15 protein-coding genes are annotated in these 17,412 nt (G+C 67.8%); 6 read left to right on the top strand and 9 right to left on the bottom strand.

What is annotated here, in order from left to right; genetic code table 11:
* Positions 1-63 precede the first annotated feature (63 nt).
* Positions 64-1,098, top strand: coding sequence for an ABC transporter permease subunit (locus OSH07_RS06950; protein ID WP_266337881.1), 1,035 nt, complete (start codon positions 64-66; stop codon positions 1,096-1,098).
* Positions 1,099-1,863, top strand: coding sequence for an ATP-binding cassette domain-containing protein (locus OSH07_RS06945; protein ID WP_266337880.1), 765 nt, complete (start codon positions 1,099-1,101; stop codon positions 1,861-1,863). It begins immediately after the preceding gene.
* An 80-nt stretch (positions 1,864-1,943) separates the two neighbouring features.
* Here the strand turns inward: OSH07_RS06945 and OSH07_RS06940 are convergent, their stop codons facing one another.
* Positions 1,944-2,834, bottom strand: coding sequence for a sugar-binding transcriptional regulator (locus OSH07_RS06940; protein WP_266337879.1), 891 nt, complete (start codon positions 2,832-2,834; stop codon positions 1,944-1,946).
* Between the two features lie 294 nt (positions 2,835-3,128).
* Here OSH07_RS06940 and OSH07_RS06935 point away from each other — a divergent pair, with 294 nt between their 5' ends.
* From OSH07_RS06935 to OSH07_RS06925, 3 genes are read left to right on the top strand one after another with little or no spacing between them, the layout of a single operon-like run.
* Entirely contained in the window at positions 3,129-4,043 is a 915-nt protein-coding gene (locus OSH07_RS06935) for a tagatose-bisphosphate aldolase (RefSeq protein WP_266337878.1), read from the top strand.
* Positions 4,044-4,073: 30 nt separating this feature from the next.
* Complete coding sequence (locus tag OSH07_RS06930; protein WP_266337877.1) at positions 4,074-5,015, top strand: ROK family protein; 942 nt, start codon at positions 4,074-4,076, stop codon at positions 5,013-5,015.
* Positions 5,016-5,019: 4 nt separating this feature from the next.
* On the top strand, positions 5,020-5,556 hold the full coding sequence (locus OSH07_RS06925; RefSeq protein WP_266337876.1) for a P-loop nucleotide/nucleoside kinase family protein: 537 nt from the start codon (positions 5,020-5,022) through the stop codon (positions 5,554-5,556).
* 3 nt (positions 5,557-5,559) lie between these two features.
* On the opposite strand, the gene OSH07_RS06920 is transcribed toward OSH07_RS06925, so the two are convergent.
* The 7 genes from OSH07_RS06920 to OSH07_RS06890 form a co-directional block, all read right to left on the bottom strand.
* Positions 5,560-8,778, bottom strand: coding sequence for a cellobiose phosphorylase (locus tag OSH07_RS06920; RefSeq protein ID WP_266337875.1), 3,219 nt, complete (start codon positions 8,776-8,778; stop codon positions 5,560-5,562).
* A gap of 209 nt (positions 8,779-8,987) precedes the next feature.
* On the bottom strand, positions 8,988-9,869 hold the full coding sequence (locus tag OSH07_RS06915; RefSeq protein ID WP_266337874.1) for an SMP-30/gluconolactonase/LRE family protein: 882 nt from the start codon (positions 9,867-9,869) through the stop codon (positions 8,988-8,990).
* An 8-nt stretch (positions 9,870-9,877) separates the two neighbouring features.
* A complete protein-coding gene (locus tag OSH07_RS06910; protein ID WP_266337873.1) occupies positions 9,878-10,858 on the bottom strand; it encodes an ABC transporter permease in 981 nt (326 codons plus the stop codon).
* Entirely contained in the window at positions 10,855-11,895 is a 1,041-nt protein-coding gene (locus OSH07_RS06905; RefSeq protein WP_266337872.1) for an ABC transporter permease, read from the bottom strand. Before OSH07_RS06905 ends, OSH07_RS06910 begins: the two co-directional genes overlap by 4 nt.
* Positions 11,892-13,397: a sugar ABC transporter ATP-binding protein gene (locus OSH07_RS06900; protein ID WP_266337871.1), complete on the bottom strand. Its 1,506-nt coding sequence runs from the start codon at positions 13,395-13,397 to the stop codon at positions 11,892-11,894. The genes OSH07_RS06905 and OSH07_RS06900 overlap by 4 nt, the downstream gene beginning before the upstream one ends.
* Positions 13,398-13,590: 193 nt before the next feature.
* Positions 13,591-14,649 carry a sugar ABC transporter substrate-binding protein gene (locus tag OSH07_RS06895; protein WP_266337869.1) on the bottom strand — a complete coding sequence of 353 codons (1,059 nt, stop codon included), beginning with the start codon at positions 14,647-14,649 and terminating at the stop codon, positions 13,591-13,593.
* A 193-nt stretch (positions 14,650-14,842) separates the two neighbouring features.
* Positions 14,843-15,655, bottom strand: a complete 813-nt coding sequence (locus OSH07_RS06890) for a GntR family transcriptional regulator (protein ID WP_266337868.1) — start codon at positions 15,653-15,655, stop codon at positions 14,843-14,845.
* Between the two features lie 187 nt (positions 15,656-15,842).
* On the opposite strand from OSH07_RS06890, the gene OSH07_RS06885 reads away from it, so the two are divergent.
* Entirely contained in the window at positions 15,843-16,622 is a 780-nt protein-coding gene (locus OSH07_RS06885) for an SDR family NAD(P)-dependent oxidoreductase (RefSeq protein WP_266337867.1), read from the top strand.
* 82 nt (positions 16,623-16,704) lie between these two features.
* On the opposite strand, the gene OSH07_RS06880 is transcribed toward OSH07_RS06885, so the two are convergent.
* Entirely contained in the window at positions 16,705-17,412 is a 708-nt protein-coding gene (locus OSH07_RS06880) for an E3 binding domain-containing protein (RefSeq protein ID WP_266337866.1), read from the bottom strand.

Genomic DNA, 17,412 nt, shown 5'->3' with positions numbered 1-17,412 from the left:
CGCCGTCGGGCCACCGGTCCGGCGGCGCTCCCCTTCTGTTCGATACCTGTTACGGAGTGGCGCATGTCCGCCCATACGTCTACGGAATCGCGCGCGGACCCCACCCAGTCCCGGTCACGTCAGCTGATCGTTCGCATTGCGGCCCTGCGCGCCTGGCTGTTCCTCGCTCTGCTGCTGATCTTCTTCGAGACATGGTCCCGGGTCAGCTATGGCCAGACCTTCCTGTTCTCGGCCTATAACGCCCAGTCGATCGCGATCTTCGCCGTCGCCCCCCTGCTTCTGGCGCTCGGATCGACCTTTGTCATCATTTCCGGCGGCATCGATCTTTCGGTCGGCTTCATCATGGGCCTTGCCGCCGTCATCGCGGCGCATGCCACCAATCTCGCCGGCCATTCGCTGCCGCCCTTCGCGGCGATGCTGGTCGGCATCCTGGCCGGCCTCCTGGTCGCGCTCGGACCGGGCTTCGTCAACGGCTTCCTGATCTCCAAGCTGAAGGTGCCGCCCTTCATCGGCACGCTCGGCATGTTCGGCGTGGCGCGCGGCGTCGCCTTCCTGCTTGCCGGCGGCACCACGGTCCCGGTCGCCAATGCCTGGTTCGCCTCGCTCGGCAACGGCCGCATCTTCGGCATCCCCGTCATCGTCGTCATCACGATCCTGTTCGTGCTGCTGATGCACTATGTCCTGTCGCAGACCCGCTTCGGCCAGCACACCTATGCCATCGGCGCCAACGAGCAGGCGGCGATCCGCTCCGGCATCAACGTGCCGCGCCATATCCGCAAGCTCTACCTGCTCTCGGCGCTCTGCGCCGGCCTCGGCGGCGTGCTCTACGCGGCGCGCTTCACGGCCGGTGCGGCGCAGGCCGGCGAACCATTGCTGCTCGACTCGATCGCTGCGGTCGTGATCGGCGGCGCCAGCCTGTTCGGCGGCTCGGGCACCATCCTTGGCACGGTTGCCGGCGCCCTGGTGATCGCGGTGATCCAGTACGGTCTCGTCTTCATCAATGTCGAGCCGTTCTGGCAGTTCGTCGCCGTCGGCGTCGTCATCATCATCTCCGTGCTCGTCGACCAGACGCAGCGCAAGCTCGGTGGGGATCGCTAGATGTCCGTGCAAACCAGACTGCCGTCCCAGGAGCCCGTGCTCGACGTCCGCTCCGTCTACAAGCGGTTCGGCGGCGTGGAGGCCCTGAAGGGGGTCTCGATGTCGCTCTACCCCGGCGAGGTCGTGGCGCTTGCCGGTGACAACGGCGCCGGCAAGTCGACCCTGATCAAGACGATCTCCGGCGTGCATGGCCCCGATGGCGGCGAAATCCGTTTCGGCGGCGAGGTGGTCAACTTCGCCACACCTGAAGCCGCCCGCGCGCATGGCATCGAGACGATCTACCAGGACCTCGCGCTCGCCGATAACCTGTCGATCGGCGCCAACATCTTCCTCGGCCGCGAGCCGATGAAGCGCGTCTTCGGCTTCATCCCGGTTCTCGACCGGCCGGCCATGGCCAAGGCCGCGAAGGAGACGATGGCGCGGCTCGATTTCCATGTGAACCGGCTCGATGCGCCGGTCGGACGGTTCTCGGGAGGGCAGCGGCAAGCGGTGGCGATCGGGCGGGCGATCTACTGGAACGCCCGTGTCCTGATCATGGACGAGCCGACCGCGGCGCTCGGCGTGCCCGAGCAGCGCAAGGTCGTGTCGCTGATCCAGAACCTGAAGGCGCAGGGTCGGGCGATCATCTTCATCTCGCACAATCTGCAGGACATCTTCGCGGTCGCCGACCGCATCGTCGTCCTGCGTCGCGGGTCGCTCGCCGGAGAACGCAAGATCGCCGACACCAACCCGGACGAGATCGTCAAGCTGATGGTCGGCGGCTGAAATCGACCTCCAGCACCGTTTCGACTTCCAGCCTGTGGCGGCCGCCTTCGCGCGGCCGCCATTTTCGTCCGGATATCGCGTCAGAGGCTGTCCAGCACCGCCTGCGCCGTGCGGACGTCGGTCACCAGCGCATTGACGAGCCCGGCCCGGACGGCGCCGAGGATCGCCGGCACCTTGCCGGCCGAGACAGCAACACCGATCACCAGCGGGGTCGCCCGCAACTGGTCCGGCGAGATGGCGATCAGGCGGTCCTCACCCTCCCAGGGCAGGGCATGGCCTTCGACATCGAAATAGTGGCGGACGACGTCGCCGGCGGCGTGGGCGAGCGCCTGCTCGTGCGGCGTCGCCGAGGAGGGGCCCTCGGCCGTATGCGTCAGGCCGATGCCGACGAGCGCCGCGTCGAGCCTTTCCCAGAGCGCGACGTTCTCGCGGATGATCGGATCGCTCAGGAAGGCGTCGCGGGTCTCCGGCGAGGGCAGGTAGGGCGCATGGATGAAATGTGGCGTGCCGGCCATCTGCTCGGCGGCGAGGCGGACGAACTCGTTGATCTGGAAGTGCGCGGCCGACTGCTGCATGCCGCCGGTCGCCGGCACGGTGATGACGCCGGGAAGGCCCGGCAGGCCGGCCTGGATCACCTCGCGGATGGCGCGGCCCCAGCCGATCGCCAGCACCGAGTCCTGTTTCAGCCCGGCATCGCGCAGAAGATTGCCGACCGGGGCGGCGAGAGCCGCCATGACGCCCGCCTCGGGTGCATCGACCACCGCCGCCTGCTTCAGCCCGAGCGCCTCGACCAGCCGCTGGTTGAGCTCTTCCGGCGTCGCGATGTCGGGGATCTCGATCCGCACGATCCCCTCGTCGCGCGCGCGCCGCAACAGCCGGGAGATCGTCGCCGCCGAGACGTTCAGCCGACGCGCGATCTCGACCTGCGAGAGGTCGGCCTCGTAGTGCAGCTTGGCGACGGTGTGCAGCATCGTGCGGGTCGCAGCGGTGTCCTGGGATGACGAAGAGGACAGCTTGAAATTCCTTTCTGAAAGATGATACACATACACGCATCAGCTTGAGGGAGCCACCGCAGAGACGCCGCGTGCTCGAACCGCCAGCCTTCCGTGCATAGTCCATTCGGGCAGGGGCGGTCCATAAAAGCGACGGGCATCGGCAAGGGATCGGGATTTCGCCGCCAGTTGCGGTAGAATGGACCGGTTCGGTGGCTTGAAGAACTTCGCCAGCGCCCGGCAAGGCCGGTGCCCAAAATCGGACCGCGCAGCATGACCCGTATGTCGACATCGGAATTCCGTGGCTACCAGCAGATCTGCGGGCGCGACGGCGCCATGATGGTGATCGCCTGTGACCAGCGCGGCGGCATGCGCACGCTGCTCGCGGCGTCTCCGGAAGAACAGGCGAAGATCAGCAACGACATGCTGGGCGAGACCAAGTCGGACATCACCCGCTATCTCGCCAACGAGGCTTCCTGCGTGCTGCTCGACCCGCTCTGCGCCGTGCCGCATGTGATCGAGAACGGCTCGCTGGCGCGCGATACGGCGCTTCTGATCGGCCTTGATGCTTCCGGCTGGAACACCTCGCCCGAGGGCTATCGCCTGTCGACGCTGGTGCCGGGCGTCACCGCCCGCCGCGTCCGCGAACTCGGCGGCACGGGCGGCAAGATCATGGTCTATCTCCGCGCCGACAGGCCGGAGGCAAACACCGCCAATATCGAGATCCTGCGCCAGTCGATCGAGGATTTTTCCCGCGAGGACCTGCTGCTGGTAGTCGAGTTCCTGACCTACCAGCTCGAGGGCGAGAGCAAGGAAGACTACAAGGCGAAGACGCCCTGGCTGATCGAGGAAGGCGTGCGCATCTCGCTGGAACTCGGCGCCAAGGTACTGAAGATCCCCTATCCGGGCACGGCGGAATCCTGCGCCAGGATCTCGGCCATGGCCGGTGACGTGCCCTGGGCCGTGCTCTCGGCCGGCGTCGACCACGAGACCTTCCTCGGCCAGGTCGAGATCGCCATGCAGAACGGCGCGTCGGGCGTGATCGCGGGCCGTGCGCTCTGGAAGGACTGCATCCATCTCGACCGGGACATCCAGCGCGAGCGGCTGACGACGATCGCCGTGCCGCGCCTGCGCCAGATCCAGGAAGTGCTGGCGCGCTATTCGGCCCAGGCGCGCAAGGCGGCCTGATCCAATCATCTCACGGCGACCGGGTGCATCATGCCTGATACGTCAACAGCCATCGGCATCGACATCGGCGGGACCAACCTCCGGGCCGCCCGCGTTTCCGCCGCGGGTGAGATCCTGGAGCGGGTGTCCGAGCGGATCGACCGCGACGCCGACACCGCCATCGGCCGCATCATCGAACTGGTGCGCCAGCTCGATCGTCCGGACGTCACGTCGATCGGCATCGGCGTGCCGGGCCGCGTCGACGCCCGGCGTCGAACCGTGCTTTCCGGCGGCTATCTGAACCTCGCCGGCGCGGCGCTGGCCGAGAGGGTCGAGGCGGCGACCGGCAAGCCGGTCATCATCGACAATGACTGCAATATGGCGCTCGTCGCCGAGATCGCCGTCGGCGCCGGACGCGGCCGCGAGAACGTGGTCATGTTCACGATCGGCACCGGCATCGGCGGCGCCATCGTCCAGGAAGGCCAGATCCTGCGCGGGCGTGGCACCGCCGGCCAGCTCGGCCACATCACCGTCGATGTCCATGGCGCGGCCTGCGTCTGCGGCCGTCGCGGCTGCGTCGAGACGACCAGTTCGGGCACGGCGCTCGCCCGCCATATCCAGGAAGCCGGCCTACCGGCCGATACCACGATCGACGACATTTTCCGCCGTGCTGCGAAAGGCGGCCAGGCTGCCCGCCAGGTGCTGGACGCCTGGGCCGGCCCGCTCCGCGCGGCGATCGACAGCGCCTCGGCCGCCTTCGATCCCGACCTCGTGCTTCTCGGCGGTGGTCTCGGCAAGGCTGCCCACAAGGCGCTGCTCAAGATCCCGGCGCTGGCGCCCTGGTATCAGTATCCGGTGCTGGCGGCCGAACTCGGCGACGATGCCGGCGTCATCGGCGCCGCCGTCTGCGCCCTGATCGAGCATCGCGTGCCGCTCCCACCGCCAGCGCTCGCAATGCCCGCTGCGCCGAACCTGCTCGAGCGGTCCGCGTGACTTCATGAAGCGCGCAGTCCTCGTCAACGGCATCCCCGCCACGGGAAAGAGCACGGTCGCCCGCGCCATTTCAGGTCGGACCGGCTGGATCATCCTGACGCTCGACACCATCAAGGAGCCGTTCTTCGATCAACTCGGGGTCGGTGACCGGGAATTCAATCGCGCGCTCGGGCGGGCGAGCTATCACGCCATCTGGTCGATCATCCGCGACGCGCCGGATGGCTCGAGCTTCATTATTGACGCCTGGTTCGGCTTTCAGCCGCGCGAGGTGCTGGAGGCGCACATCGAGCGAGCCGGCGTCGAGGCGACGGCGGAGATCTGGTGCCATGCGCCGGGCGAGGTGCTGGCGAAGCGCTATGGCGACCGGCTCGACCAGCGCCATGCCGGCCATCCCGGCGCCGCGTTCATTCCGGAGTTGATCGAACTCGCCAAGCGCGCCGCGCCGGTTGATCGCGGTCCGCGCTTCGACGTCGACACCACGCAGCCGACCGATATCGAGGCGATCCTCGCCTGGCTCGAGCCGGCGCTGAGGCTGGAGTAGCCCCTAGGCTGCCCCAGTCGTCTCCACCCCGACGCCGAACCCCCGCCGCATCCCCAGGATCCGCCGCACGAAGATCTGCGTGTAGAGGCCGGGTCCGCTCGAATAGGTGCGCCAGCCGCCGTCGACGGCGATCGAGCCCTCGCGCACCCGGCTCCATTCGGCGCTCGCGTGGTAGCGGTCGCGGAAGGCGGCGTCGCTCGAGCTGAAATAGGTGTTGCGCTGGCGGAGCGAGGCGTGCGGCAGCCGTTCCGTCACCGTGATCGGATTGGCGAGCGCCAGCGCCGCGCGCGCTGCCTCAACGTCGCCGCTGACGGCCAGCGCCTCGCCATAGCGCAGATGCGCGTGCACATACATGAGACCGATCTCGCGGCCGAAGAAGGCGGCGGATTCGGCGCGGCGGAACAGCGTCTCGACGCCGCCATGATAGGCGACGGGCTTGTCCATCAGCCGCGCCCCGTCCGGGTCGAGCAGGTGCTCGCGGATCAGCTCCAGGTGACTGCGGGTCTGCGCGGCCGTGAACAGGCCGCCGAGGATCGCCTGCGTCATCGGGATCAGTGAATAGGAAAGCCCCGTGCGCCGGTCGGTCGGGTGCAGCAACAGTTCGACCCGGTCATGCCCCGGATCGAACAGGCCATAGCCGGCGATGACGCCGTCGCGGATCAGGTAGTGGTTGACGTCGCCGCGCATGACGCCGGCGAGCGAGGCAAGCGCCGCCGCCTCCGCCGGGTCGCCGGCTCTCTCCAGGATGGCGGCGTAGCGGCTCACCTGCTCGTAGAGCAGCGCCACCGTCCAGCTCGACACCATCCAGTCGCGCAGATGCGGATCGGCCGGCTGGAGCGAGTCGTTCCAGTCGCCCTCGCCATAGCGGATCAGGTGCGTGCCGGGAATGAAGCGCTGCCGCACGGTGGCGAGCAGAAGCTCGACATGCGCGCGGATCGTACCCTGTTCCTCGGTCGGCTTCAGGTCTTCGTCGCGGCGCCAGGGCAGGCGGACGTCGAGAATGGCGAGGTCGCCGGTTGCCTCGATATAGTCGCAGAGCGCCTTCAGCGGCCAGACGACGATGTCGCCATGCGCGTCGCCGGCGCGGATGTTGGAATAGGGCGGCAACATGAACCATTGCGGCCAGTCGCCCCGCGTCTTGTACTGCTCGGCAAACAGCGTTGTCAGGATCTCGCGCGCGGTTTCGTCCTGGCGGAGCGCCAGCATGAATTCGAGCGGTCCCTGGCAGACATCGCGCGTGCCCCAGGCAGCGCCCGTATACTGCTCCAGTCCGTGCGGAACGGTCAGATGAACGATGGCGTCATGCGCCAGCCAGGGGAGTATCGTTGCCTCCGCCGCAAGTCGGTCCGTGTCCGTCGCCTCGGGCAGCGTGCGCAACAGGCCGCTCCAGGAGGCCCCGGCCGGTTCGAGCAGCGCCGCGTCCTCGACGCCGGCGGCGAAGCGATCGGCAAGGCGAGCGGCCTCGGTCGCGTCGGTCATCGAGCCGACGACGGCGAAGGCGAGCTCGCTCGTCGTGCGTGTCCGCAGAGCGACATAGGCGCCGCCACGCGCCGTGCCGTCCTCGTAGAGCAGTTCGTCGCCGCCGATCGCCTCGATGGCACCCGGCGTGCTGGTGACGAGATGGTAGACGGCGTCGGGAAAATTCTGGCCCCAGAGCCAGTCCTTGCCGGGCTGGAAGCTGATGCGCTTCGCAGCCGCGTCGATGCGGATCCGGCCGCTCTGCTCATATTCGCGCTCGCCGAGCACGACCTGGCCGAAGACGAGGAAGCGCGCCGGGGCGCCCTCGATCGCGACGCGCCATTGCATGGCGGCCTCGGCGCCGGAGGCGATGGCCGAGACGGTCACGGTGCGGTCGGCGAGGCGGTAGATCCAGCGGCAATCGCTGAGCCCCATGTCGAAGGCGGATGGCACCGAGAGAAGATGCCAGCCTTCGCCGGCATCGATCAGGATGCGCAGGCCGCTGGCGCGGGTGATGTTGTAGGGATCGCGGGAAACGGAAAACAGCTTGTGGAACGAGGTGTTGCCGATGGTGAGCTGTGCCGCGAACACACCATGCATCCAGCAGGTCGCGGCCAGCGTCGCCTCGTCCGGCATCCGGCTCTGGCCGCTGCGGACGATGGCGCCGTGGCGGCGGGCCACCTGGTCTTCCTTGCCCGCGAGCACGACATGGCGGTTCAGCATTCCATCGGCCACGAAGAAGGAGAGCAGGGCGCCGTCGCGCGTCTCCTCCAGATGGCGCGCCGGATAGAGCCTTGCGAGCCAATCGCCGGCGAGCGGCAGGACGGCCTGGACCGGTGCGTCCTGCAACAGGCTGCGCACGGTCGGGAGCGGCGCCGGTGCCGGTGAAACGGCTGGGACCGTGGCGGCGATGCCATCGAGACGGGCGAGATCGGCATCGCTCGACGCGAGCGGATGGTCGGCGACGAAGTGGCCGAAGAAGGTCCAGCTCGTCGTCGCGCCCGACGCCAGGGTCGCCGGCTTCGACTGCAGCGCCGGGCAGGCCAGCTCGTGCTGCCAGATTTCTGCCGGCAGGTCGGTGCCGAAGGGGCTGCCGATCTCGTCGCGGCTGCGGAAACCGGGGCCGAACAGCTGGATCGCGTCGGTGGCGAAGGCGACGGCGCCCTCGATGCAGCCGAGCGCATGCCAGGGGAAGCGGCCGCCCTGCGAAAGGTTCTGCCGGCTCAGCACGACCGGACCGAAAGTTGGGTGCTCGATCTTGCGATGGTCGATGTATTGCGAGGCATAGGCCTCGCTCCCCATCAGGAAGCCGCGCCCGCCGAGGCCAAGATCCTGCGCCAGTACGACGTCGCAGGGGATGGCGCTGTCGCCAAGGTTGGTGACTTCGATCCGCCAAGACCAGCGCGTCGTCTCGGCGTCGAGGCGCAGCGATACCCTGTGCGCGATGCCGTTGGTTTCGCCGTCCCAGGCGAACTGGTTCTCGTCGGCCGCGAACGCCACCTTGGCGCGCGGGCCGACCAACTGAGCCACGAACGGGTTCGCGCCTCCCACGCGCAGCCAGATCCGGCCGATGCCGCCCTCGATCGGCGCGCCGAGCACCTGGTTGATCATCACCGGCGCGCCCTTCTCCGGGCGATGGGTGATCGAGAAGATCGCGCCATTCGGCAGGGCGGAGATCGCGAGGCCCGCCGGATTGGAGAGGGTTCGCAGCCCGAGCTCTCCGTCGCGCGGTGTCATGAACTCGCGGCTTGTTGCATCCGACATCGTCGCCTCACCTGAATCGCCGGTCGTCCGGCAATCCATCTTAGCGGCCGGGCGCAGCCTTGCCGAATTTCTTCTGAGGGGGGTCGCGAAGGAGGGCTTACCCCCGACTCGCGGGCTATGATTCCGCTGCTCTGGCCTGCTCGACCGCGACGAATACGAAAACGGCGGGGCATTGCCCGACCGTTCCTGTTTGGTGGTGTTGGCGGCGGTCAGCCCTTGAAGGGCACCAGCGGCAGGCCCTTGACGCCGACGTCGAGCGCGAACAGGCCGCCGGGATTGGTCTGTCCCTTGAGCTGCTCCGGCGTGCGGTTGTAGATCGCCGTCGTCACATAGAGGACGTCAAGATCTTGTCCGCCGAACTCGCAGCAGGTCGGCAGGTCGGTCGGCAGTTCGATCGTCCGCATCAGCTTGCCGGCGGGGTCGTAGCGCAGCACCTTGCCCTTGAACGGAACGGTCGCCCAGTAGCAGCCCTCGGCGTCGACCGTCGAGCCGTCGACCACCCCGCCCATCCCGGAAAGATCGAAGAAGGCGCGCTGGTTCTCGACCGCGCCCGTCGCGGGATCGAAATCCCAGGCCCAGACCACCGGGCCGTGGCTGTCGGTGTAATAGAGCGTCCGGCTGTCCGGGCTCCAGGCGAGGCCGTTGGAGCAGCCGAAGCCGCCGACGATCCGGTGCGCGGAGAGGTCGGTGTCGAGCCGGTAGAGCGAGGCATTCTTGACCACCGGCTTGCCCGGCGCCTCGAACATCGAGCCCGACCAGAAGCGGCCCTGCCGGTCGGTCTTGCCGTCGTTGAAGCGGTTGTCGGGCAGGTCCGCTTCCGGGTCGACGATCGGGTCGAATTTCCCCGTCGCCGGATCGAAGAAATAGAACCCGCTCGCCATCGAGAGCACGAGGCCGCCCCTTTCGCGGAGCGCGATGCAGCCGAGCTTCTCCGGCGCGAAATAGGTTTCGGTCCGGCGCGTCTCGGGATCGAAGCAGTGGATCGCTTTGGCGTAGATGTCGATCCACCAGAGCCGCTGGCCCTTGGGGTCCCAATAGGTGCTCTCGCCGAGTTGCGCTTTGGCGTCGACGACGCATTCGATATCGGTCATGTGGTTCCTCAGGCAGATGGGCCGCGCGGCCGGCCGAAGCGGGGCAGGAAGGTGAAGAGGCTGGAGAGCGCCTCGCTGGCGAGCGAGACGGTGACGAGGATGACGACGCCATAGACGATCAGCAGCGCGCCGCTGGAGAGGTTCAGCGCCGGCAGCAATCCGGTCAGGATGGTCAGCACGAGGGCGCCGGCGATGGTGCCGATATAGTGGCCGCTGCCGCCGAGGATCGAGGCGCCGCCGATCGCCACCGCCGCGATCGAGGTGAAGAGATAGGGATCGCCCATGCCGAGATAGGCCTGCGCCGTGTAGCCGGTCAAAAGCATGCCGGCGAGCGCCGCCGTGAAGCCCGAAAGCGTATAGGCGAGCACGGTGGTCCGCAGCGTCGGCACGCCGGAGAACTCCGCCACCGTGGCGCTGGTGCCGATGGCGTAGAGATAGCGGCCGAAGGCGGTCTTCGACAGCAGGATGGTGGCGAGCGCGGCGAGCACGATCCAGAGGATCAGCACGACGGGAAAGCCGGCGATGCGGCCGACGGCGAGGAACTGGATCGCCGCCGGGGCGGTCGAGGTCGGTGCGCCGCCCGTATAGACGAGGATGCCGCCCTGCAGGATGACGTTGACGGCGAGCGTCATGATGATCGGCGGCACGCCGAAGATGGCAACGCCGAGGCCGTTGATCATGCCGACCAGGGCGCCGGCGGCGAGTAGCATCGGCACGATCCAGAGGAGCGGCGCGTCCTGGCTGCCGGCGAGCAGCGTCATCAGCACGGCGGCCGAATTCAGCACCCAGGGCACGGACAGGTCGATACCGCCGCCGATGATGACGAAGGTCTGGCCGAGCGCGACGATGCCGATGAAGGCCGCGAGCACGGCGGTGCTTCTCAGATGCGTCGGCGACAGGAAGCCCGGCGCGACGACGCTGGTCAAAAGCAGCAGGACGATCATGCCGAGATAGGCGAGCAGGATGGCGCGGTGCCGGCGGATGTTCATGAGAGGCTCCGTCGCGCGGATTTTTCGGCGATCGAGCTCGCCAATACGGCGACGAGCAGGATGATGCCGGAGACGATCGGCTGCCAGTAGCTCGACACTTCGAGCACAAAGACGAGGTTGCCGATGATGGTCAGGATGAAGGCGCCGATGACGGTGCCGACCAGGCCGCCGCGGCCGCCGAACAGGCTGATGCCGCCGATCACCGCCGCCGCCACCGAAGGCAGGATGTAGTCCTTGCCGATGGTGGGCGAGCCGGCGCCGGTCTGCGTGGTGAGGTAGAGCGCAGCGAGCGCCGCGAAGAGGCCCGAAAGGCCGTAGGTGGTGATGTTGATGCCGATCGGCGAGACGCCGGAGAGGAAGGCCGAGCGCTCGTTCGAGCCGGTGGCGCGGATGGCGATGCCGAGCCGCGTCCGCTTGAACCAGAACCAGAAGACGAGCAGCAGCGCCAGCAACCAGACCGAGGTCGAGAGGCCGAGCCAGCTGGTGACGCCGAACATCGTCCAGCCGGTGGGCAGGCTGCCGCCATCGGTCGGCAGGATGATCATCGCCGTCCCCGACAGGATCGACCAGGTGGCGAGGGTGACCAGGAAGGGTTGCAGGCGCAGAACCGTGATCAGCATGCCATTCAGCGCGCCGACGAGGGCGCCGATGGCGACGATGCCGAAGGCCCAGGCGGTGGCCTGCGCCGGATCCGTGCCGAAGCGGGTTGCGGCCAGCACGGTCCCGAGCGAGATCATGCCGCCGATCGAGAGGTCGATGCCGCCGCGCAGCAGCACGATGGTCTGTCCGGTGGCGGCGAGCAGCAGCGTCATCGCCGCCGCGGTGTCGAGGTTCAACTCGTCGATGGTGAAGACGCCGTCGCGCAGCGACGCGTAGAGGCCGAGCAGGGCCGCCAGCATCACGCAGGGAATGATCAGCGAGGCGCGGTCGAGCAGCGCCGCTTTCCAGGCGGAGGCGCGCGACGGCCGCGGCGCGGCGTCGCGGGCCATGGCCGCGCCCGGGCCTTTCACCGGGGTGATGGGGTCCGCGACGCTCATGCCGCCCTCGTTTCGATCATGGCGGCCCGCAGGATCTGGTGCTCGGTGTTGGCCTCGCCTTCGAGCATGGCGGCGAGGCGGCCGTTGCGCAGCACGGCGACACGGTCGGCGACATGCACGAGTTCGGCGAGGTCGCTCGAATAGAACAGGATGGCGTAGCCCTTGGCCGCGAGGTCGCGCATCAACTGGAAGATCTCGCCCTTGGTGCCGACGTCGATGCCGCGCGTCGGGTCGTAGAGCAGCAGGATGCGCGCTTCGGTCAGGAGCATCTTGCCGAAAATGACCTTCTGCTGGTTGCCGCCGGAAAGGGTTCCGGCCGGCTGCTCCGGCGTGCCGGCCTTGATCTTCAGCGTTGCTATCATCTCGTCGACCAGCGCGCCCTCGCGCTTCGGATCGGTGATGCCGAAGCGGGTGAAGCGCTGGATGACGGAGAGCGTCAGGTTCTCGCGTACGCTCTTGGAAAGCAGCAGGCCGTGATTGCGGCGGTCCTCCGGCACCAGCGCCAGGCCGTCGCGGCCGGTCAGCGCCTGGCGCGGCCCACGGATCGTCTTCGGCTTGCCCCAGACCTCGACGCGGCCCCGCGCGCTGCCAATGCCGAACAGCGCCTGGAACAATTCGCGCTGGCCATGGCCCTGCATGCCGGCGACGCCGAGCACCTCGCCCTCGCGCAGGTCGAGGTCGATGTCGGAAAGGCGGTGGTCGACGCCGAAATCGCGGAGGCCGAGCGCCACCTTTCCTGTCGATGTCGCCTTGAGCTCCGGATAGAGCCGGTCCATGCGGCGGCCGAGCATGTCGGCGATGATCGTCTCGTCGTCGACGGACTTCGTCTCGTAGGCGGCGACCGTCGCGCCGTTGCGGAACACCGTGATGCGGTCGGCGATCTGACGGACCTCGCCGAGCCGGTGCGAGATGTAGATCACCAGCGAGCCGGCGTCGGCGAGGCCCCTGGCGAGGCCGAGTAGCCATTCCGTCTCCTGCGGACCCAGCGCGGAGGTCGCCTCGTCGAGGATGAGCACCTTCGGATCGCGCGACAGCGCCTTGGCGATCTCGATCACCTGGCGTTCGGCGAGCGTCAGCCGGCGCAGTTCCTGGTCGGGGCGGATGGCGGGGAAATGATGGCGGGCGAACAGCGCCAGCGTCGCTTCGCGCATGGCGCGCGCCCGGACCGTGCGAACGGCCGAAAGCGGCTCGCGCCGGAACCAGATGTTCTCCTCGACCGTCAGGTCGGGGACGAGCGAGAGCTCCTGGAAGACCGGAGATATGCCGGATTGCTGCGCTTCTTGCGGATTGCGCGGGCGATAGGGGATGCCTCCCAGCGTCACCGCGCCACCATCGGGACGCACCGCTCCGGCGAGAATCTGGATGAAGGTGCTCTTGCCGGCGCCGTTCTCGCCGAGCAGCGCGTGGACTTCGCCGGCGCGCGCGGAAAAGTCGGCGCGGCTGAGCGCCGTGATGCCGCCATAGCGCTTGTGAATGGCGGCGGCAGTCAGAAGTTCGGTCATGGGCGGCCGGACCTTCAGTCTGGAATTTCTGGACGAGGCGCGTCCTGGTTCAGAGAGCGCCAAGCAAGCTCCTCAGCCAATCCTCTCCCGCAAGCGGCGAGGACTGCAAGGCAAGCTCAGTCTGCTCCCTCTCCCGCGTGCGGGAGAGGGCGGGGGCGAGAGGGTCCCTCGCCCTGCCGGAAACGTTCCAGCCTTACGAGCCAGCAGCTTCCTGCGGCGTGATCTCGACCCAGTCGGGCGTGATCGGCAGCGACAGGCCGGGGGCCAGATCCGGGAAGGCGTTGGTGCCGACCTCGATTTTCTGCATTTTGACGTCCGGATAGAGCTTCGACGGCTGCGGATCGGTGGACAGGAAGGGGCCGTAGACGAAGACGTGCTTCTCCTTGGCTTCCTTGCCGTCGAGGATGTCGACCGCGAGCTTCAGCGCCTCGGCGGAGAGATAGGCCGGGTTGGTCTCCAGGATGCACTGGGCGCCTTCGGTCTGGGCGCAGACGAGCGAGGCGGTGTTGTAGCCGCCGCCGGCGACCGGGACGAGCGGACGGCCGGCATCCTGCAGCGCCTTGATGGCGCCCGAGCCATAGCCCTGGGTCAGGATGGCGTCGACCTGCGGGTGGGCGGCGAGCAGCGAGGCGACGCCTTCCTGCTCCGGTCCGAGCGCGTAGTTGCCGTTGAAGTAGCCGACGATCTCGATGCCGGGATAGTTCTTCAGCACCTTCTCGAAGCCGGACTGCAGCTGTTCGGAGATCGGCGCGCCTGCGAGGCCGCGATCGACGAACACCTTGCCCTTGCCGCCGATCTTCTCGGCGATCCACTCGGCCTGGACGGCCGGCAGCATGCTCCAGTCCGATTCCACCTTGTAGGCGCAGTCGGCGGTGGCGACCTGGTCGAAGGTGATGACCAGGATACCCGCGGCGCAGGCCTTTTCGATCGTCGGGTTCAACGCGGTCGGCGAGCCGACGTCGATCAGGATCGCATCCGGCTTGGTGCGGATGATGTTGTTGAGCGAGTTGATCTGCGCCTGGGTGGTGGTCTCGACGTTCTCGACCTTCAGGTCGACGCGACCGGCCAGCGGCGCCTTCTTCACGACGGTGTCGGCGATGCGCAGCATCTGCTGGCGCCAGTCATTGCCGACGAAATTGTTGGAGAGATAGATCTTGTAGGGCTTCTTTTCCTCGGCCTTGGCCTGGGGAACGAGACCCGACGTCAGAACGATCGCCGACAAGGCGGCGAGTGCGGCGGCAGTGCGCTTCACGGTGTTTCCTCCCTCAAGGAATGCTTTCGAGCATGCGCGCGGATGCTTCTTCCGACAGGCGGCATCCGTCATGATAACGCTACCATAAGCTGTCGGCCTTGCAAGGGACCGACGGTCCGCCGCATCTCCTCCGTGCGGCGAATAAAGATATGCTATTATAATCTCTTGTGGTTGTCCAGACGGCGGACCGCCGTCAGATCATGTCGTTCGGCGCGTCGTAGGAAAGGCTGAAGAGATCGGCGCGGTTCTTGTTGATGGTCAGTTCGACCGGCTCGCCGGAGGCCGAGAAGTACAGCATTTCCATGATCAGGATCGGACCGCCGACCTTGTAGTCGAGCGTTTCTGCCAGCACGTCGTCGGCGACATCGGCGCGAACCGTGATCCGCGCGCTGGAAAGCTGGATGCCGAGATGGCGCTGGACGGCGCGGAAGACGACGACATCGTCGAAATCCGTCCGCTTCAGCCGGGCGCCGATCGCCGGCGGAAAATAGAAGGTCGTCTGGCAGGCGGGCACATCCTTTTGATGCAGCGTCGCGCGCAGGCAGTGGCAGGTCTCGTCCGGCTTCAGGCCGAAGGCGGCGCTCGCCGCGGCGGAGCGCTCCTTGCGGTAGGAGTGAATCGTCAGCACCCGGTCCTTGGTCGATTCGGCGATCTGGGCGAAGCTGCGGAACGCGAAGCTCGGCTTGGCCGGCAATTCCGGCGTCGAGACGACGGCCGGCTTGGCGGCGCGCTTCTTGATCAGGCCGTCATTCTCGAGGTCGCGCAGGGCCTGGCGCACGGTGATCAGGCTGACGCCGAACTGCTCGGCGATGTCGGCCTCGCGCGGCAGCGAGGTTCCGGGCACCAGCGTGCCGTTGGCGATCGGCTCGCGCAGGATCGTCACGAGCTGGCGATAGAGCGGGCCGTCGTCGCGGGAGAGGGCGCGCGGCTGGAAGCTCTCGAGCGAGGCGGTGCCGGCGGAATCGGGTGCGCTGTCGACGGCTTGCTCCATCTTGCGTGCTTTCAACCTGCTCATTCCTCAGAATCGCTTTTGTTTGGCCGCCAAAATAGCGGCTTTTCCGACCTCGCACCAATCGCCGATCGCGGCGGTATCGCAGGGCAAACGGTTGCCGCTCTCCACAATAGATTATAGTATCATAATAGATAAATGAAGTCCGACCGGTTCGGACGAATGCCGGGGAGGGCAGGGGTGCATGCGTAGCGATCTAACGGGGAAGGTCGCCTTTGTCACGGGCGCCGCCGGCGGCATCGGCCGCGGCATCGTCAGCCGGCTGGCGGCGAATGGCGCGTCGATCGTCGTCGCCGACATCAACGAGGAAGGCGCGCGCCAAGTGGCGGCGACCCTGCCCGACGCGCTGGCCGTGGCGGTCGACATCCGCGATCCGGAATCGATCGACCGGGCCGTTGCCGCGACGGTCGCCGCCTATGGCCGGCTCGACATCCTGGTCAACAATGCCGGCGTCAACACCCACGCCCACCGCGTCGATGTCGACGCCTTCCCGATCGAGGAATGGCACCGCATCGTCGGCATCGATCTCGACGGCCTGTTCTTCATGACCCGGCGCGCGCTGGCGCCGATGCTGGCGGCCGGCCGGGGCGGGCGGGTCGTCAATATCGCCTCGGTGGTTGGCCTCGCCGCGATGCGGTTGCAGAGCCCGTTCGTGGCGGCCAAGGCCGGCATCATCCACCTGACCCGCTCGATGGCGCTGGAGCTGGGGCCGAAGGGCGTTGTCGCCAATGCGATCGCGCCCGGCTCGATCATGACCGAGGGCACCAAGGCGCTGTTCTATGGCGCGAACGGCCAGTTCCAGGCCAAGACGCAGGCCTTCATGCAGCACATCCCGCTCGGCCGGCCCGGCACGCCGGAAGAGATCGGCGAGGCGGTGCTGTTCCTCTCCGCGCCGGAATCCGGCTACATCAACGGCCAGATCCTCGCCGTCGATGGCGGCTGGACGGCCGGCTACATGATGTGAAACGACGAAGGGGTTAACACGGTTCGCGTGTTAACCCCTCTGTTAGCGTCGCGGTAACCATCCGTTGCCGGAGGCGGTGATCTCAGACCAGCAGGCGCAGCGGCGTCTCGATCAGATCGCGGAAGCGGGTGATGATGCCGGCGGCCTCGTCCTCGGCGATCGCATCGGCGTCATGCACGATGAGCGCCTCGGCGGTGGCGGCGTCGTCGCCGGCGACCACGAGGATGCGCAGCGTGACGCCGGCGGGCAGGCCGCCCGCCACCGGGCGGACGCCCTTCACGGCGAGGCGCGACACCACCATCGCGGCGTCCGACGCCGGTGCGGCTTCTCCTTCGGTTCCGATCAGCCTTGCGATCTCCGTCGGCGCCAGCGCGACGGCGCGCGGGATCGTCACCGCGCCACCTTCCGCCTTCATCCAGCGGATCGCCGCGCCATGAGCCCCGGCGGTGCGCGCCGCCGCCCGGATCAGGAAGGCGTCGATCGTGAGTTCGGAGCCGGAAGCGGCGATGAACTCGGCAAGCGGCGCGAGCTCGATCGTCGCGGCGAAGGCCGAGATCGACCGCGCCGGCGCGACGGCGACGGCAGGCGCTGCCGCCGGAGCCGGGACGACGGCGGGAGCCGGCGCCTCAGCTGCAACCGGCGCAGGGACGGCGACCGGGGTCAGCGGCACGTCGCCGGCGACGATGCGGCCGTTCGGGCCGGAGCCGGCGACGAGCGCCAGCGACACGCCGCGCTCGCGGGCGAGCCTTTTCGCATAGGGCGAGGCGAGGGTTCTCAAGGGGGCGTTCAT

This window comes from Kaistia nematophila (genome assembly GCF_026343855.1).
Taxonomy (GTDB): domain Bacteria; phylum Pseudomonadota; class Alphaproteobacteria; order Rhizobiales; family Kaistiaceae; genus Kaistia; species Kaistia nematophila.
Note: the sequence above shows the minus strand (reverse complement) of the source record. Positions and strands in the feature narration are given on the sequence as shown.

Coding starts and splice junctions, on each gene's coding strand:
- OSH07_RS06935 (WP_266337878.1), top strand. CDS start 3,129: ATGACCCGTATGTCGACATCGGAATTCCGTGGCTACCAGCAGATCTGC.
- OSH07_RS06905 (WP_266337872.1), bottom strand. CDS start 11,895: ATGAGCGTCGCGGACCCCATCACCCCGGTGAAAGGCCCGGGCGCGGCC.
- OSH07_RS06945 (WP_266337880.1), top strand. CDS start 1,099: ATGTCCGTGCAAACCAGACTGCCGTCCCAGGAGCCCGTGCTCGACGTC.
- OSH07_RS06885 (WP_266337867.1), top strand. CDS start 15,843: ATGCGTAGCGATCTAACGGGGAAGGTCGCCTTTGTCACGGGCGCCGCC.
- OSH07_RS06950 (WP_266337881.1), top strand. CDS start 64: ATGTCCGCCCATACGTCTACGGAATCGCGCGCGGACCCCACCCAGTCC.
- OSH07_RS06940 (WP_266337879.1), bottom strand. CDS start 2,834: ATGCTGCACACCGTCGCCAAGCTGCACTACGAGGCCGACCTCTCGCAG.
- OSH07_RS06900 (WP_266337871.1), bottom strand. CDS start 13,397: ATGACCGAACTTCTGACTGCCGCCGCCATTCACAAGCGCTATGGCGGC.
- OSH07_RS06915 (WP_266337874.1), bottom strand. CDS start 9,869: ATGACCGATATCGAATGCGTCGTCGACGCCAAAGCGCAACTCGGCGAG.
- OSH07_RS06880 (WP_266337866.1), bottom strand. CDS start 17,412: ATGAACGCCCCCTTGAGAACCCTCGCCTCGCCCTATGCGAAAAGGCTC.
- OSH07_RS06920 (WP_266337875.1), bottom strand. CDS start 8,778: ATGTCGGATGCAACAAGCCGCGAGTTCATGACACCGCGCGACGGAGAG.
- OSH07_RS06910 (WP_266337873.1), bottom strand. CDS start 10,858: ATGAACATCCGCCGGCACCGCGCCATCCTGCTCGCCTATCTCGGCATG.
- OSH07_RS06930 (WP_266337877.1), top strand. CDS start 4,074: ATGCCTGATACGTCAACAGCCATCGGCATCGACATCGGCGGGACCAAC.
- OSH07_RS06925 (WP_266337876.1), top strand. CDS start 5,020: ATGAAGCGCGCAGTCCTCGTCAACGGCATCCCCGCCACGGGAAAGAGC.